This is a genomic window from Serratia sp. CY44782 (genome assembly GCF_052168715.1).
GTDB classification, from domain to species: Bacteria; Pseudomonadota; Gammaproteobacteria; order Enterobacterales; family Enterobacteriaceae; genus Serratia; species Serratia nevei.
Window position 1 is genome coordinate 37,184 of record NZ_JBJNME010000001.1, and the last position, 22,740, is coordinate 59,923.

The window sequence follows — 22,740 nt, forward strand, 5'->3', positions numbered from 1 at the left end:
TGATGGTGAGCCATGGAATCGATAATCCAACAAATCAATCAACTACGAGCCACACTGCGCCATCATGAATACCAGTATCATGTGCTGGATGCGCCGGAAGTGCCGGATGCGGAATATGACCGCCTGATGCGCGAACTGCGCGAACTGGAGAGCGAGCATCCTGAGTTGGTCACCGCCGATTCACCGACCCAGCGCGTGGGCGCGGCGCCGCTGGCGGCGTTCGACCAGGTGCGTCACGAAGTGCCGATGCTGTCGCTGGACAACGTGTTCGACGAAGAAAGCTTCCTGGCGTTTTACAAGCGCGTGCAGGATAGGCTCAAAAGCAGCGATCCGCTGACCTTCTGCTGCGAGCTGAAGCTGGACGGCCTGGCGGTCAGCCTGCTGTACGAAGACGGTGAGCTGGTGCGCGCGGCGACGCGCGGCGACGGCACCACCGGCGAGAACATCACCACTAACGTGCGCACCATCCGCGCCATCCCGCTGCGCCTGACCGGCGACAACATCCCGCGCCGGCTGGAAGTGCGCGGCGAGGTGTTCATGCCGCAGGCCGGTTTTGAACAGATGAACGAAGAAGCCCGGCGCAAAGACGGCAAGGTGTTCGCCAACCCGCGCAACGCCGCCGCCGGCTCGCTGCGCCAGCTCGATCCGCGCATTACCGCCAAACGCCCGCTGACCTTCTTCTGTTACGGCGTCGGCCTGTTGGAAGGCGGCGAGCTGCCGCGCAGCCACTTTGAGCGCCTGATGCAGTTCAAGGCCTGGGGCCTGCCGGTCAGCGATCGCGCCCAGCGTCGCACCGGCAGCGAGGAAGTGCTGGCGTTTTATCGCCAGGTCGAGCAGGACCGCGCGCAGCTCGGTTTCGACATCGACGGCGTGGTGATCAAGATTGACGATATCGATCTGCAGGAAACGCTGGGCTTTGTGGCGCGTGCGCCGCGCTGGGCGACGGCGTTCAAATTCCCGGCGCAGGAGCAGATCACCGTGGTGCGCGAAGTGGAGTTTCAGGTTGGCCGCACCGGCGCGATTACGCCGGTGGCACGCCTTGAGCCGGTGCTGGTAGCCGGGGTGACCGTCAGCAACGCCACCTTGCACAACGCCGATGAAATTGAGCGTCTGGGGCTGCGCATCGGCGATACGGTGATCGTGCGCCGCGCCGGCGACGTGATCCCGCAGGTGGTGGGGGTGCTGGAAGACCGTCGGCCACAGGATGCGCGCGAAGTGGTGTTCCCGCTGCACTGCCCGGTGTGCGGCTCTGACGTTGAGCGCGTGGAAGGCGAGGCGGTAGCGCGCTGCACCGGCGGTCTTATCTGCGGCGCGCAGCGCAAAGAGGCGTTGAAGCACTTCGTTTCCCGCCGCGCGCTGGACGTTGAAGGCATGGGCGACAAGATCATCGAGCAGCTGGTGGACAAAGAGTACGTGAAGAATCCGGCCGATCTTTTCCGTCTGTCCGCCGGCATTCTGACCGGCCTGGATCGCATGGGGCCGAAATCGGCGCAGAACCTGGTCAATGCGCTGGAGAAATCCAAACAGACCACCTTCGCTCGCTTCCTGTATGCGCTGGGCATTCGCGAGGTCGGCGAGGCGACCGCCGCCAACCTGGCGGCGCATTTCGGATCGCTCGAGAAGCTGTTCGCCGCCGATATCGAGGCGCTGAAAGAGGTGCCGGACGTCGGCGAAGTGGTGGCCAAACACACCCGCAATTTCCTCGATGAAGCGCTCAATCAGCAGGTGATCAACGAGCTGGTGGGCGCCGAGATCGGCATCCACTGGCCGGCGCCGGTGGTGGTAGTCGCGGAAGAGATAGACAGCCCGTTCGCCGGCAAAACCGTGGTACTGACCGGCTCGCTGAGCCAGCTGTCGCGCGACGAGGCCAAAGATCGCCTGACGGCGCTGGGCGCCAAGGTCAGCGGCAGCGTGTCGAAGAAAACCGATTTGGTGATCGCCGGCGAAGCGGCCGGCTCCAAGCTGGCGAAGGCGCAGGAGCTGGGTATCGCCGTGATCGACGAAGCGGAAATGATCCGCCTGCTGGGTGACTGATGGAAAAGGAAAACCTGCTGGAGATCGCCAATACCGTGATGCCGTTCGGCAAGTACCAGGGGCGGGTGCTGATCGATCTGCCCGAAGAGTACCTGCTGTGGTTCGCCCGCAAGGGCGAATTCCCCAAAGGCAAGCTCGGCATGCTGATGGAGATGACGTTGGCGATTAAAATCGAAGGGCTTGACCACTTGGTCAAGCCGCTGAAAAAAAGCTGATCTGACGGGCCTCGGCCCGTCTTTTTTTACCCGCGCGATGCCTGCACGTTGGCGTTGGGCACCGCCTGTTGCGCCCGCTGCTTGCGCTGATACCTTTTCGCCAGCACCGCACAGGCCATCAACTGCACCTGATGGAACACCATCAGCGGCAGCACCATGATCCCCACCGTCGCCGCCGGGAACAGGATATTGGCCATTGGAATGCCGTTCGCCAGGCTTTTCTTCGAACCGCAGAACACGATGGTGATCTCGTCCGCCTTGCTGAACCCGAGCCAGCGCGCCATGTAGGTGTTCACCACCAGCACGATCGCCAGCAGCACGATGCTGCCGCCGACGATAAACGCCAGCGAACCGATCCCCACCTGATGCCAGATGCCGTGCGTGACCGCCTCGCTGAAGGCGGCGTACACTACCAGCAGAATCGAAGTCTGGTCGGTTTTGCCGATCAGCGGGCGATGGCGCTCGATCCAGCCGCCGATCAGCGGCCGCAGCAGGTGGCCGGCGACGAACGGCACCAGCAGCTGCAGCACGATCGAGCCCACCTGCCGCAGGCTGCCGGTATCGCCGTGCACGTTCATCAGCAGGCCGACCAACAGCGGCGACACGAAGATCCCCAGCAGGCTGGAGGCGGAGGCGCTGCACACCGCCGCCGCCACGTTGCCGCCCGCCAGCGAGGTGAAGGCGATGGCCGACTGCACGGTGGCGGGCAGGATGCACAGGTAGATGAATCCGGCGTACAACTCGGGGCTGACGTCGATCGGCGCCCACCAGGCGAACAGCATCCCCAGCGCCGGAAAAATGATGAAGGTGCTGAACATCACCCACAGATGCAGCCGCCAGTTATTGCTGCCGGCCAGGATGGCCTCGCGCGACAGCTTGGCGCCGTGCATGAAGAACAGCAGGGCGATGGCGGCGATGGTCAGGGCGTTGAGCCAGCCGACGAACTCGCCGCGCGCCGGCAGGAAAGAAGCCAGCAGCACGGTGGCGATCAGCGTCAGGGTAAAACGATCGGGCAGGAATCTCATGGCGATACGCTCGGGTAGAAAATCGATGGGGCTATTCTCCCGCGTGGGCATATAATAATTAAATTGATTTATTTAATTCATCTATGAATAAAACGCATGAATTACTCACTCAAACAACTGCGGGTGTTCGTCGCTATAGCCCGCCACGGCAGCTTCAGCCGCGCCGGTGAGGCGATTGGTCTGACGCAATCGGCGGTCAGCCACAGCGTGAAAGAGCTGGAGGCGGAGATCGGCGTGCGCCTGCTGGATCGCACCACGCGTGAAGTGGTATTGACCGACGCCGGCCTGCGGCTGGCCAACCGGGTCGAACGGCTGCTGGACGAACTGCAGGCCGCGTTGCTGGATGCGCGCAGCTTTGGCGTACAGCGCAGCGGCACGGTGCGGGTGGCGACCAGCCAGACCATTTCCGCCCATCTGATGCCGCAGTGCATCGCTGCCGGCGAACGCGAATACCCGGAGATCCGCATCATGCTGCGCGATCAGGCGCAGCAGCAGGTGCTGCACAGCGTGCGCAACGCCGAGGTGGATTTCGGCATCGTGGTCGATCCGGTGCAGGCGGTGGATCTGGAGTGCGAAGCGGTGCTGCATGAACCGTTCCTGCTGCTGTGCCGCGACGATCACCCGTTTGCGGCGCGGCAAGAGGTGCGTTGGTCGGCGTTAAACGGCTGCCGCCTGGTGTTGCAGGATTACGCGTCGGGCAGCCGGCCGTTGATCGACAGCGCGCTGAGGCAGCAGGGCGTTGAGGCGCAGGTGGTGCAGGAAATCGGCCATCCGGCCACGCTGTTCCCGATGGTGGCGGAAGGGATTGGCATCAGTATCTTCCCGGCGTTGGCGCTGCCGCTGCCGGAAGGGGGGCGGCTCCGGGTGCGGCGGCTGGTGCCGGAGATCAATCGCGCGTTGATGCTGGTGCGGCGCAAGAACCGCTCGCTGACGCCGGCGGCGGAGGCCATCTGGCAGGTGGCGCGTCAGCAGGCGGCGCTGCTGCACCAGCGCCGGCAGGAAAACGCGGAATATTGATTCAGATATAGACGTCCACCGCGTTAAGCGGCGTCGGGCGGTTTACGCCGTCGCCGGCTTGCGCCGCGGCTTTCTTCATTTGCTCCTGCTGCTGCTTTTCCATTTCTTCTTTCTGGATGCGCGCGATCTCGGCCTGCAACATCTTGATCTGCGCTTCGATCAGCTGCTTTTGCTTCTCGATCTCTTTGGGATCGGCGCTGGAGTCTTTCAGCTCCACCAGCTTTTGCTGCAGAGCCTGAATCTGCCGGTTCAGCGCCTTGATGCGCACCGAGGCGCGGCTTTCGTTGAGGTTAGCCGGTTCGTCATTGCCGTTGGCGCGTTCGTTTTTCTCCATCTTGCCGCCTTGCGGCTGGTTGTTGACCGGTTTGGCCATCAGCAATTCACCCTGATGGCCCGGCGCGCTGAAGACGTTGCTGATGCCGGGAACGGTATTTTTGATCGGTACGATCATGGTGATGGTGGTCGACATGGATGCTCTCCCTGAGTCTGGCTATCGCTGTTCAGGGTATCGGCAGCGGCGATTAAATCTTTACCTGCCGCAGGTGCGGCCAGCGCTGCAGCCAGCCTTTGTCGAGCACGCGCTGGGCATAGGCCGCGCGATCGCCGTTTTTCACGTTGAAGGTGATGGTGTCGTTGAACAGCGCCGCCAGCCCGAAGGGGGCCACCAGCGTGATGCTGTCGTCGGCGTTCAGGCGTGCGCCGATCGCCGTTTCCACTTCGGTCCAAAAGCTGATGGCCTCTTCGCTGTCGCGGTAAGGCGCCCGGCCGCCGCGCAGGTGCATGCGCGCCTGATTCTTGACCGACCACGGCTGCGGCAGCCATTGGTGCAGGCGCGTCTCCAGCATGCGATCGCGCTCGGCGTCCGCACGCTCCGCATCGAAGTGGATCACGTCGATATCGTTGAGCGGCGTGGCGTCCACATAGCCGTGGCGCCGATCCCACACCAGATTGCGGACGAAGCCGGCGCCGAGGCACCAGTCATTCAGGCCGAGCCGGCGCGCGGTGCGCAGGGCGGCCATGCGAGCGTCGTCTTGTTGCAGCCAGTCGATAATTTGCCGTTGCGGATCCATCACCCCTCCTTTTTCGCGGCTACTGTAACCCGAAGCGGCGGCGGGTGAAATGGGGGAAAGCGCGACGGCGGCGATCGCGTGCAAAATAATTTTCTTTTCCCACTGACTACACTTGGTGCAGGGCTGTTATCTCGTCACTCGGGGCAAGGGAGGGGGCTATGTATCAGGCAACGGTGGGCCAACGCGGCTATCGCTTTGGCGATCTGCGTCAGCTGATGGCGAAGGCTTCGCCGGCGCGTTCCGGCGATTATCTGGCGGAGGTGGCGGCGCAAAGCGCCGAAGAGCGTATGGCGGCGCGCATTGCGCTGGCGGACTTGCCGCTCAAGGCGTTCCTGCAGCAGGCGCTGGTGCCGTACGAAGAGGACGAGGTGACGCGCCTGATTATCGACGGCCACGATGCCGCCGCCTTTGAGCCCATCTCGCACCTCACGGTCGGTGATTTTCGCGATTGGTTGCTGAGCGAGCAGGCGGACAGCGCCATGCTGGCGCAGGTGGCGGCCGGCATCACGCCGGAGATGGCGGCGGCGGTGAGCAAGCTCATGCGCAATCAGGATCTGATCCTGGTGGCGAAGAAGTGCCGGGTGGTGACGCGCTTTCGCAATACGATCGGCCTGCCGGGCCACCTCAGCGTGCGGCTGCAGCCCAATCACCCGACCGACAGCCTGCAGGGCATCGCCGCCAGCATGCTGGACGGCCTGTTGTACGGCAGCGGCGATGCGGTGGTCGGCATCAATCCGGCCAGCGACAGCCTGCCGCTGCTGGAAAAGCTCAACTACATGCTGGACGACGTGATCCAGCGCTTCGCCATTCCCACCCAATCCTGCGTGCTGACCCACGTGACCAACACGCTGCGGCTGATAGAGCGCGGCGCGCCGGTGGATCTGGTGTTTCAGTCGATCGCCGGTACCGAAGCGGCCAATCGCGGTTTCGGCATCAGTTTGGCGCTGCTGGCGGAAGCGCAGCAGGCGGCGCTGAGCCTCAGGCGCGGCACGCTGGGCGACAACGTGATGTATTTCGAAACCGGGCAGGGCAGCTGCCTGTCGGCCAACGCCCATCACGGCGTCGATCAGCAGACCTGCGAGGCGCGGGCCTATGCGGTGGCGCGCCATTTCTCGCCGCTGCTGATCAACACCGTGGTAGGGTTTATCGGCCCCGAATACCTGTATGACGGCAAGCAAATTATCCGCGCCGGGCTGGAGGACCACTTCTGCGGCAAGCTGCTCGGCCTGCCGCTGGGCTGCGACGTCTGCTACACCAACCATGCCGAAGCCGATCAGGACGACATGGACACGCTGCTGACGCTGTTGGCCGCCGCCGGGTTGACGTTCCTGATCGGCGTGCCGGGCGCGGACGACATCATGCTCAACTACCAAAGCACGTCGTTCCATGATGCGCTCTATATCCGCGAGCTGCTGGGGCTGAAGCACGCGCCGGAGTTCGCCGCCTGGCTGGCGGCGATGAACATTACCGACGAACGTGGGCGGCTGCGCGACGCCGCCGCCAATCATCCGCTGTTGCTGGCGCTGCAGGGAGAACGCACATGAGCAAACCGGTTCACGCCAACAGCTGGGACGCGCTGCGCGCCTTTACCGATGCGCGCATCGCGCTGGGGCGCACCGGCGCCAGCCTGCCGACCGACGAACTGCTGCGCTTCGGCCTGGCTCACGCCCAGGCGCGCGACGCGGTGCATCAGCCTTTCGACAGCGAACGGTTGGCGGCAGATCTGCATGATGCCGGTTGGCCCACGCTGGCGGTGCACAGCCAGGCCGCCGACCGCGCCGCCTATCTGCGCCGACCTGATCTGGGGCGGCGGTTGGCGTCGGACAGCCGCAGCCTGCTGCTCGGTTCGCCATCGCGCCGCGTCGATCTACTGCTGATAGTGGCGGACGGCCTCTCCTCCAAGGCGGTGCATCGCCAGGCGCTGCCGCTGCTGCAGGCGCTGCGCCCCTATCTCGATACGTTGGGGCTGACCGTTGCGCCGGTGGTGCTGGCGCATCAGGCGCGGGTGGCGCTGGGGGATGAGATCGGCGAATGCCTGCAGGCCCGGGCGGTGGCGGTTTTGATCGGCGAACGGCCGGGCCTGTCGTCGCCGGACAGCCTGGGCGTCTATTTGACCTGGGGGCCGAACGCGCGCAGAACGGACGCCGAGCGCAACTGTATCTCCAACGTGCGGCCCGAGGGGTTGGATTATCCGCAGGCGGCGTTCCGCCTGGCCTGGCTGCTGGAGCAGGCGTTCCTGCGGCGGCTGAGCGGCATCGCGCTAAAGGACGAGAGCGACAACCCGGCGCTGCACGGCCGGGTGACGCCGCTTTACCCCCAGCTGGGCGGTTGACCGATGGTTTGCTGCAGCAGGGCGGTGAAGGCCGCCAGCCGGGCGGACACCTTCGCCATCGGGCGCAGCAGATAGATGCCTTGCTGCTCATGGCGCGGATCTTCCAGCATTTGCACCAGCTGCCCGTGCTGCACGTCCGGCCCCACCACCCAGTTGGGCAGAAAGGCGATGCCGAGCCCGAGCAGCGCGGCCTGGCGCTGCGCGGTGAAGTCGTCGCAGCGCAGCGCCATGGTGCAGCGGCTCATCAGCGCCGCGTCGAGGATCTGTGCCCAGCAGGCCGGCTGCTGCTTGTGGTAGCGGGCGATCAGCCGATGCTGCGGCAGCGCCTCCAGATCGGCCGGCAGGCCATAGCGGGCGACGTAGGCGGGGCTGGCGCACATCACCCAGCGTTGGGTGGCGATGCGGCTGGCATACAGCGCGCTGTCCTTCTGTTCGCCGATGCGGATGGCGGCGTCGAGCCGTTCCTGCGTCGGATCGGTCTGACGTTCGGTCAGATCGAGGTCGACCGACAGCTGCGGGTAGCGTTCCGCCAGCGTCGGCAGCAGCGGCAGCACATAGGTTTTGCCGAAGGTCGGCAGGCAGCTGATGCGCAGCGTGCCCTGCGGCGTTTCGTTCAGCGCGCTCAGCTCAGCGCGAAGGCCGGTAATGTCCGTCATCAGCGCGGTGGCGCGCGTCAGCAGCAGCTCGCCGGCGTCGGTCAGCAGCAGGCCACGGGTGGAGCGCACGAACAGCGCGGCGCCGAGCGCGCTTTCCAGGGCATCGATGTGGCGAACCAGCGAGGAGGGCACCATGCCCAGCCGGCGCGCGGCGGCGGAAAAGCTGCCCAGGCGGGCCACGTCGAGAAAAATTGGCAGATGTTCTACATAGCGGGCGTCATTCATTTTTGCATTATATGCAAAAGCGTTTCTTATGAATACCCGCTTCTCTGCCGACGGCGCGGCGGCTACTCTGGCTGCGGGTTGACGACGGGCTTCAACGCCGTCCCATCCCGGCCGTATAGAGAGAAAACGTATAAACCTCGCGGCGCTTAGCACTAAATAGCAGATGTTTTTCCCAGGCTGCGCGAGCCGCCTGCGGAGTTGATTGTCGCTCCAACACCAGATTAACCGTTCAATTTGATAACCGGTTCAGTCTCAATGATTAGTAAGCCTTTACTTTATCTCATTCTGATCTGATACCTGGCTATCGGCCGGCCAGCCGTGCCGGTTTTTTTGTCGCCTTAGGCTGAATCGTTCCAACTGATGAACGCGCCTTGGGGGACATCTTGGCTCACCGTCGGTGGGTCTTTTGAACGCGCGGAACCGCGATCCCGCGCTGGTGGAGGAGTCAGTCATGAACGAAAAACACGGGTGTTCCTGTGCGCGCCATTTGGCGCAGGGTTTTGCCAGGCAGTCGATCAACGCCGGGGAGGGCGAAATCTATCAAATCTCGCTGATGAGCGCGCTCATCGACGGGGTTTACGAGGGGGAGACCACCATTGCCGAGCTGCTCAAGCACGGCGATTTCGGCCTTGGCACCTTCAATCACCTGGACGGCGAACTGATCGCCTTCGATCAGGAAATACACCAGCTGCGCGCCGACGGCAGCGCCCGGCCGGCCGGCCTGCAGCAGAAAACCCCCTTCGCCGTCGTCACCTTTTTCCAGCCCAGCGTCAGCCAGCAATTCGACCGGCCAATCACCAAGGCGCAGCTGCACCAGTGCATCGACGAGCAGGTCGCCTCGCCGAACCTGTTTTGCGCGGTGCGGGTCGACGGCGAGTTCAGCCACGTGGAAACCCGTACCGTGCCGCGCCAGGAGCGGCCCTACCGCCCGATGCTGGAGGCGATAGAAGAGCAGCCGACCTTCTCATTCCATCAGCGGCGCGGCACGCTGGTCGGTTTCCGCTCGCCGGATTACATGCAGGGCATCGGCGTGGCCGGCTATCACGAACACTTCGTTACCGACGACCGCAGCGGCGGCGGCCACGTGCTGGACTACCAGCTCGATCATGGCCGTCTGCAGTTCGGCGTCATCACGCGTCTCAATCTTCAGTTACCGCATGATGCGGATTTCTTGCGCGCCAACCTCTGCCCAGAGGATTTGGATCGCGCGATTCGTTCCGCCGAGGGCTAACCCCGGCGATCGTTTTCTTAGGAGGTGGAACCATGGCACAGGAAAAAACAGGCAATGACTGGCAATGCGGCGCCGATTTGGTGGTGAAAAACCTGGAAGCGCAGGGCGTCAAACACGTTTTCGGCATTCCGGGCGCCAAGATCGACCGGGTGTTCGACTCGCTGGAGGACGCGCCATCGATTGAAACGGTGGTGGTGCGGCATGAGGCCAACGCGGCCTTTATGGCGGCGGCGGTCGGCCGCTTGACCGGTAAGGCCGGGGTGGCGCTGGTCACCTCCGGGCCGGGCAGCTCCAACCTGATCACCGGGCTGGCCACCGCCACTTCGGAAGGGGACGCGGTGGTGGCCTTCGGCGGGGCGGTGAAGCGCGCCGACAGCCTGAAGCAGACGCACCAGAGCATGGATACCGTCAGCATGTTCCGGCCGGTGACCAAGTATTGCGCCGAAGTGCATGCCGGTTCGGCGATTTCCGAGGTGATCGCCAACGCCTTTCGCCGCGCCGAGTTCGGCCGGCCGGGGGCATCGTTCGTCAGCCTGCCGATGGATATCGTCAATGAACCGGTCAGCGCGCCGGTGCTGGCCGGCTGCCGCTTGCCGCGCATGGGGGCCGCCGCGGCGGACGACATTCAGGCGGCGGTGAAACTGATCCGCCAGGCCAAATGCCCGGTATTGCTGCTCGGCCTGCAGGCCAGCCGGCCGGAGAACAGCGAGGCGGTGCGCCATCTGCTGTATCGCACCCATATGCCGGTGGTCGGCACCTATCAGGCGGCGGGGGTGATCGACGTCAACCACTTCGCCCGTTTCGCCGGCCGCGTCGGCCTGTTCAACAACCAGCCGGCCGATCAGCTGTTGCAGAAGGCCGACCTGGTGGTGAGCGTCGGCTATGATCCGATCGAATACGATCCCTGCATGTGGAACAGCCACGGGCGGCTGAAACTGGTGCACATCGACGTGCTGCCGGCGGATATCGATACCTGCTATCGGCCGGACGTCGAGCTGGTGGGCAACATCAGCGCCACGCTGAACATGATGACCGAAACGTTCACTGAGGCGGTCTGCGTGCCGCCGGAGGTGGAGCTGATTCTCACCGATCTCGGCCGCCAGCGCACTGAACTGGCGGAGCGCGCCGCCCGCCGCGGCGGCATGCCGATCCATCCGCTGCGCATCGTCAAGGAGCTGCAGGACATCGTCAGCGACGATGTAACCCTGTGCGTGGACATGGGCAGTTTCCATATCTGGATCGCCCGCTACCTGTACAGCTTCCGCGCCCGCCAGCTGTTGATCTCCAACGGCCAGCAAACCATGGGGGTGGCGCTGCCGTGGGCCATCGGCGCGGCGCTGGTGCGCCCCGGCGATAAAGTGGTGTCTATCTCCGGCGACGGCGGGTTCATGCAGTCGAGCATGGAGCTGGAGACCGCGGTGCGGCTGAAAAACAACATCGTGCACGTCATCTGGGTCGATAACGCCTACAACATGGTGGAGATGCAGGAAGTGAACAAATACCAGCGCAAATCCGGCGTGGAGTTCGGGCCGATTGACTTCAAGGCCTACGCGGAATCCTGCGGCGCGGTCGGTTTCGCCGTGCAGTCGGTGGACGATCTACGGCCGATGCTGCGCAAGGCGATGGCGATCCAGGGGCCGGTGGTGGTGGCCATTCCGGTCGACTACGCCGACAACTATAAGCTGATGGCGCAGATGAACTTCAGCCAGATGATTTAATTTCATCATCATCGCGCGGTTTCACCGGGGCAGGCCGCTTGCGCGCCTGCCCGTTTTTATGCGCGGAATTTGTCCTTTACTTCGCTAACTGCATGATTTATTGCTATCCGTTGGGCTGTTTTTTCACCACTGGGGATAGCGCAATGAAAAGAAAAGCAATAACGATCGGGCTGCTGGCGTTGGCGATAGCCGGCGGCGCGCGGGCCAATACGCTGGTCTACTGTTCCGAAGGCTCGCCGGAAGGCTTCAACCCGCAGCTGTTCACCTCCGGCACCACGGTGGACGCCAGTTCGGCGGCGATCTACAACCGGCTGGTGGACTTCAAACCCGGCACCGTCGAGCTGCAACCCAGCCTGGCGGAAAGCTGGGAAGTGAGCGAGGACGGCAAGCGCTATACCTTCCACCTGCGCAAGGGCGTGGCATTCCAGAGCAATAAATATTTCACGCCTACCCGCGATTTCAACGCCGATGACGTCATCTTCTCGTTTATGCGGCAAAAGGACGCCAACAACCCGTATCACAAGGTCTCCAACGGCGCCTACACCAACTTCGAGTCGATGGAGTTCGGCACGCTGATCGACCGGATCGTCAAGGTGGACGATCACACCGTGCGCTTTGAGCTCTCCCGCGCCGAGGCGCCGTTCGTCGCCGATCTGGGCATGTACTTCGCCACTATTTTTTCGGCGGAATATGCCGACGCGATGCTGAAGGCCGGTACGCCGCAGCGGGTGGACAACGATCCGATAGGCACCGGGCCGTTCCAGCTGGTGCAGTACCAGAAGGACGCGAAAATCCTCTACAAGGCGTTCGACCGCTACTGGGAAGGCAAACCGAAGATCGATCGGCTGGTGTTTTCGATCACGCCGGATGCGACGGTGCGTTACGCCAAGCTGCAAAAGAACGAGTGCCAGGTGATGCCGTTCCCCAACCCGGCGGATCTGGCGCGCATGCGGCAGGACGGCAACCTTCAGGTGATGGAAAAATCCGGCTTGAATATCGGCTTCCTGGCGTTCAATACCCAGAAAAAACCGTTGGATAACGTCAAGGTACGCCAGGCGTTGGCGCTGGCGGTCAACAAGCCGGCGATCATCGAGGCGGTGTTCCACGGCGCCGGCCAGCCGGCCAAGAACCTGCTGCCGCCGACCCAGTGGGGCAGCAACGCGCAGCTTGAAGACTACCCGTATTCGCCGGAGCGGGCGAAGCAGCTGTTGCAGGAAGCCGGGCTGGGGCAGGGGTTCGACATCGATCTGTGGGCGATGCCGGTGCAGCGGCCCTACAATCCTAACGCCAAGCGCATGGCGGAGATGATCCAGGCCGACTGGGCCAACATCGGCGTGCGCGCCAAAATCGTCACCTTCGAGTGGGGCGAATATTTGCAGCGGATTAAAAACGGCGAGCACCAGACGGCGTTGATGGGCTGGACCACCGCCAACGGCGATCCGGACAACTTCTTCGGCCCGCTGTTCACCTGCGCTTCGCTCGGCGGCTCCAACTCAGCGAAATGGTGCTACAAACCGTTCGACCAGTTGATCCTGCAGGCGCGCGAGGAGAACGATCACGCCAAGCGGGTGGCGATGTACCAGCAGGCGCAGGTGATGATGCACGATCAGATGCCGGCGCTGATGATCGCGCACTCGACCATTTTCGAACCGGTGCGCAAGGAAGTGAAAGGTTACGAGATAGACCCGTTCGGCAAACACATCTTCAAGCAGGTGTCGCTGGAGAAGTAACGAAAAGGCCGGGGTAACCCGGCCTTTTTCATGCCTGCGGCGCGTCGCAGTGGTAGCGGCCGCGCGGGATCACCAGCGGCGTGTGGGACAGCGGATCGTCGATGATCATGCACGGCATGCCGAACACCCGTTCCACCAGCTCGGCGGTGATGATTTCCGCCGGGTTCCCCTCCGCTACGATCTTGCCGTCGCGCATGGCGATGATGTGATCGGCATAGCGACAGGCGTGGTTGAGATCGTGCAGCACCGCGATGAGAGTTTGGCCGTGCTCGCGGTTGAGCTGGCGAAACAGATCCAGCAGCTCGATTTGGTGCGCGATGTCCAGGTAGGTGGTCGGTTCATCCAGCAGCAGCAGCGGCGTTTGCTGCGCCAACGCCATCGCCACCCAAACGCGCTGGCGCTGCCCGCCGGACAGCTCGTCAACGCTGCGGTCCGCCAACTGGCTGACGTTGGTGGCCGCCATGGCGGCTTCCACCGCCTGTTTGTCGGCCTGCGTCCACTGTTTCAGCAGGCTCTGGTGCGGATAGCGGCCGCGCGATACCAGGTCCGCCACGGTAATGCTGTCCGGGGCGATCGAAGTTTGCGGCAGCAGCCCAAGCTCGCGCGCCAGCGCCTTGGTGGCGAAGCTGCTGATGTTCTTGCCGTCCAGCATCACCTCGCCGGCGCTGGGTTTCAGCAGGCGGCACAGGGCGCGCAGCAGCGTCGATTTGCCGCAGGCGTTCGGCCCGACGATCACCGTGAAGGCGCCGTCGGGGATCGCCACGCTCAGATCGTCAGCGATGATTTTATTGTCGTAGCCCAGCTTCAGGTGCGAGGCGTGCAGGCGGTGGCTCATGGCGTTATCACTTTTCATTATCTGCGGGCCTCACGGATGAGCAGCCAAATCAGGTACAGGCCGCCGATGCAGACGGTCACGACCCCGACCGGCAGTTGGATCGGCGCAAAAAGATGTTGGGACACCACGTCGGCGCCGAGCAGCAGCGTCGCGCCCATCAGCGCCGAGGACGTCAGGGTGACCGAGGATTGTCCGGCCAGGCGGCGGGCGATCTGCGGTGCCGCCAGCGCGATAAAGGAAATCGGCCCGGCGGTGGCGGTGACGGCGGCGGTGAGGGTGACGCCGAACAGCATCAGCCACAGCCGGCTGCCTTCGGCGTTCACGCCCAGCGCGCGCGCCGTGTCGTCGCCCATTTCCAGCAGCTGCAGCCGTTTGCCCATCAGCAGCGCGGCCGCGGCCGCCAGCACGATGAACGCCGTGGCGGGCTGGGCTTTCTGCCAGGTCATGCCGTTGAGCGAACCGGCCTGCCACATGGCGGCGTCCATGGCGCGCTCCAGCGAGGCGGTGATGATCAGCCAGGTATTGGTGGAGACCAGCACCGCGCTGATGGCGATGCCGACGATGATCAGCCGGAAGCCGGCGATGCCTTGACGCCAGGCCAGCAGATAGATGGCCAGCGCGGCGAGAATGCCGCCGGCCAGCGCACCGCCGGCGATGTAGTAATAGCCGCCGTTGAACAGGGTGATGGCGATCAGCGCGCCGGTGTAAGCCCCCATGTTAAAGCCAATCACGTCCGGGCTGCCGAGCGGGTTGCGGATAATCGACTGGAAGATGGCGCCGCTCATGCCGAGCGCGCCGCCTAACAACAGCGCCATGGCGATACGCGGCAAACGCCATTGGGTGACCACGGTGACCAGATTTTTCGGCGCCTCGCCGCTGAGCGCGGCAAAGACCTGCTCCAGCGAAAGCTGCAGCGTGCCGTAGCACAGCGCGGCAACGGCCATCGCCAGACACAACGCCAGCAGCGAAAGATTGACCAGCAGCAGGCGCAGCGGCATGCGCCAGTTGATGACGCCGTCCGGGCGGCCGATATGCAACGTGTGGGGCAGACTCATCACAGACCCCCCAGCGTTTTCTTGCGGCGCACCAGCCAGATCAGCACCGGCGCGCCGATGAAGGCCGCCACGATGGAAACGCGCAGCTCACCGGCCGCCAGCAAACGGCCGACCACGTCGGCGCACAGCAGTAAAATCGGCGCCAGCAGCATGGAGTAGGGCAGGATCCAGCGCTGGTCGGGGCCGACCCACCAGCGGGCGATATGCGGCACCATCAGGCCGATGAAACTGATTGGGCCGACGGTGGCGGTCGCCGCACCGCACAGCAACGTGATGGCGATCACCGCGACGACCTGAGTCAGCACCACGCGCGCGCCGAGCGCGATAGCCAGATCTTCCCCCATGCCGATGGTATTCAGCGGCCTGGCGATGAGCAGCGTCAGCAGGCAGCCGAGCAAAATGGCGGGGGCGGTAACCGGCAGCGTGGACAGCGTGCGGATATCCAGCGTGCCGGCCTGCCAGAAGCGCAGTTGGTCGAAGGTTTGCGGATCGATCAGCGACAGCCCGGTGGTGATGCCGAGCAATACCGCGCCGATCGCCACGCCGGCCAGCGTCAGCCGCACCGGGTTGATGCGCCCGCCCGCCAGCGTGCCGATCAGGTAGACCAGCAGGGTGGTGAGGGCGGCACCGGCGAAGGCGTAGGCCATATAGCTTTCGGTGGTGGCCGCGCCGAAAAACATGATGCCGATGACCACGGCGAAGCTGGCGCCGGCGTTGATGCCGAGCACGCCGGGATCGGCCAGCGGATTGCGCGTCAACGCCTGAATCAGCGCGCCGGCGGCGCCGAGCGCCATGCCGGCCAAGATGCCCGCCAGCGTGCGGGGAACCCGGGCGTTGAGAATGATGGTGCTGTCGGAACCGCTCGCGGCGCCCTGCAGGCTGAGCCAGACGGTATGGAAGGGGATGGCTTTGGAACCCAGCATCAGGCTGGCAATGCTGCACAGCAGCAACAGCGCCAAGCCGATACCGAACCCGGCGATGCGTTTGAAGCCACTGGCGTAAGCTGCGTGCGGTGCGGACGAAAGCGTCCGCTCAGTCGGAGTGGGTACGTTCACACCGGTAACTCCTGTATGATTTTTATTCTCATTGTTATTTGCGTTCATGCGGGCGCTAATAGTAGCACGAGTTTACGCCCGCATGCACCCGCCGGTTGGTGGCGCAGGTGCGTTGACGATGTTAATAACTATTGATATTTCAATTGATTGAATGTGAACGCTTGCCCTGTTTATGGCAAACGTCGGCAGGAGGTTGGCCTGCCGACGGCGTGGTTCAGGGCTTTTTGAACAGCCGTTCGATTTGGTTCAGCATGTTGGTGGCGCTGTAGTAATCGAGACGGAAAGTGTCGTTGCCGACGGCGTAGACGTGCCGCTGTTCCACCGGCTCCAGATGTTTGAGGAACGGGTTGGTCAGCACCTCTTGCACTTTACGCTCGTTGGTGGCGAACAGGATCAGCGTCTTGCCGTTCAGGCCCTCGGCCATTTTTTCGCCGGAGATCTGGATGATGTCATGGCGTTTACCCATGCTGGCATTGCCTTTGGCGCTTTCCGGCGGGGTGGCCAGTTGGAAGCCGAGCTGGGTCAGCAGCTTGCCCTGGGCGGACCCCGGCGTCCACAGCATGGCCTCGCGGCCGTTGTCGGCATACACCAGCGGGGTGGTCGGCTGCGGCGGCAGCGCGATCGCCTGCTTCACTTGCTCCACGCGCTGTTCGAAACGATCTTCCGCCTGTTTGGCGCCGGCTTCATGGCCGGTGATCTCGCCGAGCTCGCTGGCCAGCTGTTGCCAGCTTTTGTCGCCATAATCGAGCACCAGCGTCGGTGCAATGGCGGACAGCTGATCATACAGTTTCAACGCCGAATCCCCGCCGGTTGCGGCGACGACGATCAAATCCGGCGCGGCGGCGGCGACGGCTTCGGCATTGGGCTCCACCTGATACAATCGTTCGACGTGGCGCTGTTTGGCTACCTCGCTCCACTGGGTAAAGAAGCCTTGTTTATCGGCCACCAGAGGGTTCGGGCTGGTGGCGCCGCTGGCGACCACCGGGGCGTCGATCGCCAGCAGCGTGCCGGTGATGGTGACGCTGGTGGACACGATGCGCTGCGGCGGTTTTTCCAGCGTGAACTTCCCTTTGGCGCTGTCGATGGTGCGCGGCCAACTGCTGTCGGCGGCGGGGGCGGACGGTTTCTGCCCGTCGCTCTTGTCGTCCGGGCCGCAGCCGCTGAGCAGCAGGCTGGAAGTGGCGATAAATGCAATGAACAGCTGGCGTAAGGATAGGGTCATGAGCGGGCTCTTTCTTTCCTTGAACTAAGGCGTATCAATCCGGCGGCGGATTGGCTGCGTGGTGGATGCCCGCTAATTTACCATTCAAGCCGCCAAAATGATAACCATTCGTATTTTAGCGTGTGGTGAATAGAGAGAATAAGAAGAAGGGGAAGTGAGTGCGGCAGAAACGAAAAAAGCGCCAAAAGGCGCTTTTTTCTGAATTGGTGGGTCGTGCAGGATTGATTCGGCCTGTGGCCTCACCCTGCGGGCAACGCTGCGCGTTGTCGTATCGCTGCGCGATGCTCGAACCTCTACGGTTCTTCATCCTGCACGACTCGGTAAACTATGCCTGCGAGAAGATGAAGTCAGAGGTGGGTGGCGCAGAAACGAAAAAAGCGCCAAAAGGCGCTTTTTTCTGAATTGGTGGGTCGTGCAGGATTCGAACCTGCGACCAATTGATTAAAAGTCAACTGCTCTACCAACTGAGCTAACGACCCGCAGAAGTGGTGGGTGATGACGGGCTCGAACCGCCGACCCCCTCCGTGTAAAGGAGATGCTCTACCAACTGAGCTAATCACCCACTTCAGGACTTCCAGGTACTGCTAAACGAGAGAATGATGGTGGGTGATGACGGGCTCGAACCGCCGACCCCCTCCGTGTAAAGGAGATGCTCTACCAACTGAGCTAATCACCCTCATTCGTTCTCATTTTTACTCAACAAGATGGTGGGCGATGACGGGCTCGAACCGCCGACCCCCTCCGTGTAAAGGAGATGCTCTACCAACTGAGCTAATCGCCCCGTCTTGTTGGAGTCGCATTATAGGGATAGTTCAAAGTGAGTCAACGGTTTTTAAAATGATTTCAATCGTTCGCCGCAAATTTAGGCAGGGCGCGATAATTATCGCCAACGGCGCCGATTCTTTGCGCAACGCTATGCGAAACTCGCCGCAAAACGCGCGAAATCGACCGGTGCAATATCGTGTCGGCGTTGAGGAATTAGCGCGTGGTGATACAATGTCGTCCACTCTTTTTTCAATTCCGAGCAATCGTCGGCAACCGCCGACACGCGTTGCGTAATAAGGCAGTGAACCCAATGAAAATCAAAACCCGTTTTGCACCAAGCCCGACCGGCTATCTTCACGTCGGCGGCGCGCGTACCGCACTTTACTCCTGGTTGTTCAGCCGCCATGCGGGCGGTGAGTTCGTTCTGCGTATCGAAGATACCGATCTGGAACGCTCCACCCAGGACGCGATCGACGCAATTATGGATGGCATGAACTGGTTGAACCTGGATTGGGATGAAGGCCCGTATTTCCAGACCAAGCGTTTCGATCGTTACAACGCGGTCATCGACGAGATGCTGGAGCAAGGCACGGCCTATAAATGCTATTGCTCCAAGGAACGTCTGGAAGCGCTGCGCGAGAAGCAGATGGAAAACGGCGAGAAGCCGCGTTACGACGGCCACTGCCGCGACAGCCAGTGCAGCCACACCGACGACGAGCCGCACGTGGTGCGCTTCCGCAACCCGCAGGAAGGCTCGGTGATCTTCGACGACAAAATTCGCGGCCCGATCGAATTCAGCAACCAGGAGCTGGACGATCTGATCATCCGCCGCACCGACGGTTCGCCAACCTATAACTTCTGCGTCGTCGTCGATGACTGGGACATGGAAATCACCCATGTGATCCGCGGCGAAGACCACATCAACAACACCCCGCGCCAGATCAACATTCTCAAAGCGCTGGGCGCGCCGGTGCCGGAATACGCGCACGTGTCGATGATCCTCGGCGACGACGGTAAAAAGCTGTCCAAGCGTCACGGCGCCGTGGGCGTTATGCAGTACCGCGACGACGGCTACCTGCCGCAGGCGCTGCTGAACTATCTGGTGCGCCTGGGCTGGTCCCACGGCGATCAGGAGATCTTCTCCATCGATGAGATGAAAGAGTTCTTCACGCTGGAAGCGATCAACAAATCCGCCAGCGCGTTCAACACCGAGAAGCTGCAGTGGCTGAACCACCACTACATCAACCATATGCCGGCGGAAGAAGTGGCGGTGCATCTGGCATGGCACGTTGAGCAGCTGGGCATTGAAACCCGCAACGGCCCGGAACTGAAAGACATCGTCAAGCTGCTGGGCGAGCGTTGCAAAACGCTGAAAGAGATGGCGGAGTCCTGCCGTTACTTCTACGAAGACTTCAGCGAGTTCGACGCCGACGCGGCCAAGAAGCACCTGCGCCCGGTGGCGCGTCAGCCGCTGGAAGCGGTGCGCGCCAAGCTGGCCGCCATCACCGTCTGGACGCCGGAAAACGTGCACGACGCCATTCAGGGCACGGCGGATGAGCTGGGGGTCGGCATGGGTAAAGTCGGCATGCCGCTGCGCGTTGCGGTGACCGGCGCCGGCCAGTCGCCGGGCATGGACGTGACCGTGCATGCGATCGGCCAGAAGCGTTCGCTGCAGCGCATCGACATGGCGCTGGCTTACATCGCCGAGCGCGAAGCGCAAGCCTGATTTGGCTGAGACGCCATAATGAAAAAGCCCCGTGGAGCGATCCCGGGGCTTTTTTCATGGCGATGCGTCAGGCTTGCTCGCTAGCCGGCAGCCCCGGGCGGTAGGCGAGGAAATACATCAGCCCGACAAAGCCGGCGCCTCCCAGCGCGTTGCCAAGAAATACCGCGATGAAATTGGGCAGATACTGCTCCCAGCCCATGCCGCCGGCAAAGATGGCCGCCGGGATGATGAACATATTCGCCACCACGTGCTGGAAGCCGATGGCGACAAAAGCCATGACCGGGAACCACATGCCGATCACTTTGCCCGGCACATCCTTGCTGGCGAAGGCTAACCACACCGCCAGGCACACCAGCCAGTTGCAGCCGACGCCAGAAATGAAGGCGTGCAGGAAGTCCGCATCCACTTTGGCCTGCGCGATCGCCAGCGTCTTATGCAAGAACGCGCCTTCGGTCAGGCCCAGCAAATGACCGAAGAAGTAGGCGACGGCCAGGCTGCCGGCCAGGTTGGCCAGGGTGACCCAAAACCAGTTGCGCAGCACGGCGATGGCGGGGATTTCGCGGGCAAACCAGGCCATCGGTAGGGTCATCATGTTGCCGGTCAACAGTTCGCCACCGGCCAGAATGGTCAGGATCAAACCGATAGGAAAGACCGCGGCACCCAACAGGGCGCCGAAAGAGCCCCATTCGGCCGGCAGGGTGCCGATGACGTGAATATCCAGCAGAAAGCCGGTGGCAATAAAGGCGCCGGCGAGAAAGCCCAGAATCAACAGATTAGCGAGAGGGGCGCGGCTTTTGTTTACCCCGGCCTGAACGGCGAGGGCGGCGATTTCTTTTGGTGAATGCAAAGACATGACGGACTCGGTTTATAGTAATGAAGTTTATGGCGCGGGCAGTCTATGCCGCTCGGGAGTCCGACTCAAGCGCATTTCGCTAACATTCCGTTAATTAAAAATCAACGTGATATACAGGGTCTTTTGCCATTTTGAGATGTAGCGCGCAAAATGGATGAACTCTGCACAAAGTGATGATTTTTTGGCGCCAAACATGCTGATTTGGCGGCTTTTTCAACGCTTGATTCAGGAATTCAATTTAGCCGTTGACAGCTTTGAGCGGGTTTCATATTATGCGCCCCGTTCACAGCACAAAGTGATTGTGGAACGGGGCTATAGCTCAGCTGGGAGAGCGCTTGCATGGCATGCAAGAGGTCGACGGTTCGATCCCGTCTAGCTCCACCAACCTTCTTCTCAGAGAGGTTGGGGAATACCGTAACGCCGGTCAAAGCGTACCACTTTTGTGGGGCTATAGCTCAGCTGGGAGAGCGCTTGCATGGCATGCAAGAGGTCGACGGTTCGATCCCGTCTAGCTCCACCACCATTTAAAAAGCCGACCTTAGGGTCGGCTTTTTGCTTTGCGTCATTTCACCTTCGCCGAATGCAGGCCAACAAAAAAGGCGCCCGCAGGCGCCTTGTTATGGCAGCCGGTTCGAGGCTTAGCCCAGCACCAGACCCGCGATGGAAGCGGACAGGATGCTGACCAGCGTAGAGCCGTACACCAGCTTCAGGCCAAAGCGCGACACCACGTTGCCCTGGTGTTCGTTCAGGCCCTTGATCGCACCGGCCACGATGCCGATGGAGGAGAAGTTGGCGAAGGACACCAGGAACACCGACAGGATCCCCAGGCTGCGCGGCGACAGTTCGGCAGACACTTTCTGCAGCTCCATCATTGCCACGAACTCGTTGGAAACCAGCTTGGTGGCCATGATGCTGCCAACCTGCAGGGCTTCGTGTTTAGGAATCCCCATGATCCAGGCGAACGGGTAGAAGAAGTAGCCGAGGATTTCCTGGAAGCTCAGGCCGAAGATGGCGCTGAACACACCGTTGAGCGCGGCGATCAGGGCGATGAAGCCGATCAGCATCGCGGCAACGATAATCGCTACTTTGAAGCCGGCCAGGATATATTCACCCAGCATTTCGAAGAAGCTCTGGCCTTCGTGCAGGTTGCCGAGGTGCAGCTCTTCTTCTTTATTGGTGTCGTACGGGTTGACCAGCGACAGCACGATAAAGGTGCTGAACATGTTCAATACCAGCGCTGCCACCACGAACTTGGCGTCCAGCATGGTCATGTAGGCGCCGACGATGGACATGGACACCGTAGACATCGCGGTCGCCGCCATGGTGTACATGCGCTTTTCCGACATCTTGCCCAGGATATCCTTATAGGCGATGAAGTTTTCGGATTGGCCCAGGATCAGCGAACTGACGGCGTTGAACGACTCCAGCTTGCCCATGCCGTTCACTTTCGACAGCACGGTACCGATAATACGGATGATGAACGGCAGCACCTTGATGTACTGCAGAATACCGATCAGCGCCGAAATGAAGACGATCGGGCACAGCACCTTCAGGAAGAAGAACGCCAGGCCTTTGTCGCCCATGCCGCCGAACACGAAATCAGTCCCTTGTCCCGCAAACCCGAGCAGTTTGTCAAACAGCGCGGCAAATCCTTTTACGAAGCCCAAACCCGCTTCCGAATGCAGGAAAAAGTAGGCCAGCAGTACTTCGATAACCAGTAGTTGAATAACATAGCGAATGCGGATGCTTTTACGATCGCGGCACACCAACAGGGCCAGGATCGCCACCACCACTATCGCCAACGCAAAGTGCGCAATATGGGACATGTTTGCTCCAAATTTGAGGCAGGCTGAATTTCGGCTGTCATTTTATGTAACGCTACGTTTAAAAACGAGACTTCTATTGCAAATATGGAAAATCATAGTGGGGGTTCTCCTAAAGTGTTGCGCAAAAGCATAAAAAATCAAGATGTTAAA

19 protein-coding genes, 6 tRNA genes and 1 other RNA gene are annotated in these 22,740 nt (G+C 61.9%); 11 read left to right on the plus strand and 15 right to left on the minus strand.

Going from position 1 to position 22,740, the window contains the following annotated elements; translation table 11 throughout:
- The first annotated feature begins 12 nt into the window (after positions 1–12).
- A complete protein-coding gene (gene ligA / locus ACJ8HT_RS00190; protein ID WP_194572106.1) occupies positions 13–2,034 on the plus strand; it encodes an NAD-dependent DNA ligase LigA in 2,022 nt (673 codons plus the stop codon).
- On the plus strand, positions 2,034–2,249 hold the full coding sequence (locus ACJ8HT_RS00195; RefSeq protein ID WP_004936441.1) for a DUF3820 family protein: 216 nt from the start codon (positions 2,034–2,036) through the stop codon (positions 2,247–2,249). Before ligA ends, ACJ8HT_RS00195 begins: the two co-directional genes overlap by 1 nt.
- Before the next feature lie 26 nt (positions 2,250–2,275).
- Here the strand turns inward: ACJ8HT_RS00195 and ACJ8HT_RS00200 are convergent, their stop codons facing one another.
- Positions 2,276–3,274 carry a bile acid:sodium symporter family protein gene (locus ACJ8HT_RS00200; RefSeq protein ID WP_197652367.1) on the minus strand — a complete coding sequence of 333 codons (999 nt, stop codon included), beginning with the start codon at positions 3,272–3,274 and terminating at the stop codon, positions 2,276–2,278.
- Between the two features lie 96 nt (positions 3,275–3,370).
- Between ACJ8HT_RS00200 and ACJ8HT_RS00205 the strand changes: the two genes are divergently transcribed.
- Positions 3,371–4,291 carry a LysR family transcriptional regulator gene (locus tag ACJ8HT_RS00205; protein WP_195873850.1) on the plus strand — a complete coding sequence of 307 codons (921 nt, stop codon included), beginning with the start codon at positions 3,371–3,373 and terminating at the stop codon, positions 4,289–4,291.
- A 1-nt stretch (position 4,292) separates the two neighbouring features.
- On the opposite strand, the gene ACJ8HT_RS00210 is transcribed toward ACJ8HT_RS00205, so the two are convergent.
- Together ACJ8HT_RS00210 and ACJ8HT_RS00215 are read right to left on the minus strand one after the other, a co-directional pair.
- Complete coding sequence (locus tag ACJ8HT_RS00210; protein ID WP_126180479.1) at positions 4,293–4,760, minus strand: FlxA-like family protein; 468 nt, start codon at positions 4,758–4,760, stop codon at positions 4,293–4,295.
- 52 nt (positions 4,761–4,812) lie between these two features.
- A complete protein-coding gene (locus tag ACJ8HT_RS00215) occupies positions 4,813–5,361 on the minus strand; it encodes a nucleotidyltransferase family protein (protein WP_126180480.1) in 549 nt (182 codons plus the stop codon).
- 158 nt (positions 5,362–5,519) lie between these two features.
- On the opposite strand from ACJ8HT_RS00215, the gene ACJ8HT_RS00220 reads away from it, so the two are divergent.
- Positions 5,520–6,905, plus strand: coding sequence for an ethanolamine ammonia-lyase subunit EutB (locus ACJ8HT_RS00220; RefSeq protein WP_060439277.1), 1,386 nt, complete (start codon positions 5,520–5,522; stop codon positions 6,903–6,905).
- Positions 6,902–7,693 (plus strand): ethanolamine ammonia-lyase subunit EutC, encoded by a 792-nt coding sequence (eutC, locus tag ACJ8HT_RS00225; RefSeq protein WP_194572107.1) that lies wholly within the window; start codon positions 6,902–6,904, stop codon positions 7,691–7,693. The genes ACJ8HT_RS00220 and eutC overlap by 4 nt, the downstream gene beginning before the upstream one ends.
- Here the strand turns inward: eutC and ACJ8HT_RS00230 are convergent.
- Complete coding sequence (locus tag ACJ8HT_RS00230) at positions 7,672–8,574, minus strand: LysR family transcriptional regulator (protein WP_194572108.1); 903 nt, start codon at positions 8,572–8,574, stop codon at positions 7,672–7,674. The genes eutC and ACJ8HT_RS00230 overlap by 22 nt on opposite strands.
- A 451-nt stretch (positions 8,575–9,025) precedes the next feature.
- On the opposite strand from ACJ8HT_RS00230, the gene budA reads away from it, so the two are divergent.
- The 3 genes from budA (at position 9,026) to ACJ8HT_RS00245 (ending at position 13,253) form a co-directional block, all read left to right on the plus strand.
- Entirely contained in the window at positions 9,026–9,805 is a 780-nt protein-coding gene (budA, locus tag ACJ8HT_RS00235) for an acetolactate decarboxylase (protein ID WP_033643951.1), read from the plus strand.
- Positions 9,806–9,837: 32 nt separating this feature from the next.
- A complete protein-coding gene (alsS, locus tag ACJ8HT_RS00240; protein WP_033635442.1) occupies positions 9,838–11,523 on the plus strand; it encodes an acetolactate synthase AlsS in 1,686 nt (561 codons plus the stop codon).
- Positions 11,524–11,666: 143 nt separating this feature from the next.
- Positions 11,667–13,253, plus strand: a complete 1,587-nt coding sequence (locus tag ACJ8HT_RS00245; RefSeq protein WP_060419867.1) for an ABC transporter substrate-binding protein — start codon at positions 11,667–11,669, stop codon at positions 13,251–13,253.
- 28 nt (positions 13,254–13,281) lie between these two features.
- On the opposite strand, the gene ACJ8HT_RS00250 is transcribed toward ACJ8HT_RS00245, so the two are convergent.
- From ACJ8HT_RS00250 to ACJ8HT_RS00290, 9 genes are all read right to left on the minus strand, one after another.
- Entirely contained in the window at positions 13,282–14,088 is an 807-nt protein-coding gene (locus tag ACJ8HT_RS00250; protein WP_049272132.1) for an ABC transporter ATP-binding protein, read from the minus strand.
- A 17-nt stretch (positions 14,089–14,105) separates the two neighbouring features.
- Positions 14,106–15,143, minus strand: a complete 1,038-nt coding sequence (gene fepG / locus ACJ8HT_RS00255) for an iron-enterobactin ABC transporter permease (RefSeq protein ID WP_087762637.1) — start codon at positions 15,141–15,143, stop codon at positions 14,106–14,108.
- The gene (fepD, locus tag ACJ8HT_RS00260; protein WP_197652368.1) at positions 15,143–16,198 is read right to left on the minus strand and encodes a Fe(3+)-siderophore ABC transporter permease; all 1,056 of its coding nucleotides are present in this window, start codon (positions 16,196–16,198) and stop codon (positions 15,143–15,145) included. Before fepD ends, fepG begins: the two co-directional genes overlap by 1 nt.
- A 214-nt stretch (positions 16,199–16,412) precedes the next feature.
- Positions 16,413–17,420 (minus strand): Fe2+-enterobactin ABC transporter substrate-binding protein, encoded by a 1,008-nt coding sequence (fepB, locus tag ACJ8HT_RS00265; RefSeq protein WP_060419877.1) that lies wholly within the window; start codon positions 17,418–17,420, stop codon positions 16,413–16,415.
- Between the two features lie 204 nt (positions 17,421–17,624).
- Positions 17,625–17,748, minus strand: a non-coding RNA gene (locus ACJ8HT_RS00270) — RtT sRNA.
- Between the two features lie 75 nt (positions 17,749–17,823).
- Positions 17,824–17,899: transfer RNA gene (locus ACJ8HT_RS00275), tRNA-Lys, on the minus strand.
- A gap of 7 nt (positions 17,900–17,906) precedes the next feature.
- Positions 17,907–17,982 (minus strand) — tRNA-Val (locus ACJ8HT_RS00280).
- A gap of 38 nt (positions 17,983–18,020) precedes the next feature.
- Positions 18,021–18,096, minus strand: a tRNA-Val gene (locus ACJ8HT_RS00285).
- Positions 18,097–18,125: 29 nt separating this feature from the next.
- A tRNA-Val gene (locus ACJ8HT_RS00290) sits at positions 18,126–18,201 on the minus strand.
- A 294-nt stretch (positions 18,202–18,495) separates the two neighbouring features.
- On the opposite strand from ACJ8HT_RS00290, the gene gltX reads away from it, so the two are divergent.
- On the plus strand, positions 18,496–19,911 hold the full coding sequence (gltX, locus tag ACJ8HT_RS00295) for a glutamate--tRNA ligase (RefSeq protein ID WP_033643946.1): 1,416 nt from the start codon (positions 18,496–18,498) through the stop codon (positions 19,909–19,911).
- Positions 19,912–19,978: 67 nt separating this feature from the next.
- On the opposite strand, the gene ACJ8HT_RS00300 is transcribed toward gltX, so the two are convergent.
- Entirely contained in the window at positions 19,979–20,764 is a 786-nt protein-coding gene (locus ACJ8HT_RS00300; RefSeq protein ID WP_087763448.1) for a formate/nitrite transporter family protein, read from the minus strand.
- Between the two features lie 308 nt (positions 20,765–21,072).
- On the opposite strand from ACJ8HT_RS00300, the gene ACJ8HT_RS00305 reads away from it, so the two are divergent.
- Both ACJ8HT_RS00305 and ACJ8HT_RS00310 read left to right on the plus strand, forming a co-directional pair.
- Positions 21,073–21,148 (plus strand) — tRNA-Ala (locus ACJ8HT_RS00305).
- A gap of 60 nt (positions 21,149–21,208) precedes the next feature.
- A tRNA-Ala gene (locus ACJ8HT_RS00310) sits at positions 21,209–21,284 on the plus strand.
- 118 nt (positions 21,285–21,402) lie between these two features.
- Here ACJ8HT_RS00310 and ACJ8HT_RS00315 read toward each other — a convergent pair.
- Positions 21,403–22,590 (minus strand): NupC/NupG family nucleoside CNT transporter, encoded by a 1,188-nt coding sequence (locus ACJ8HT_RS00315; protein WP_004936373.1) that lies wholly within the window; start codon positions 22,588–22,590, stop codon positions 21,403–21,405.
- Positions 22,591–22,740 lie beyond the last annotated feature (150 nt).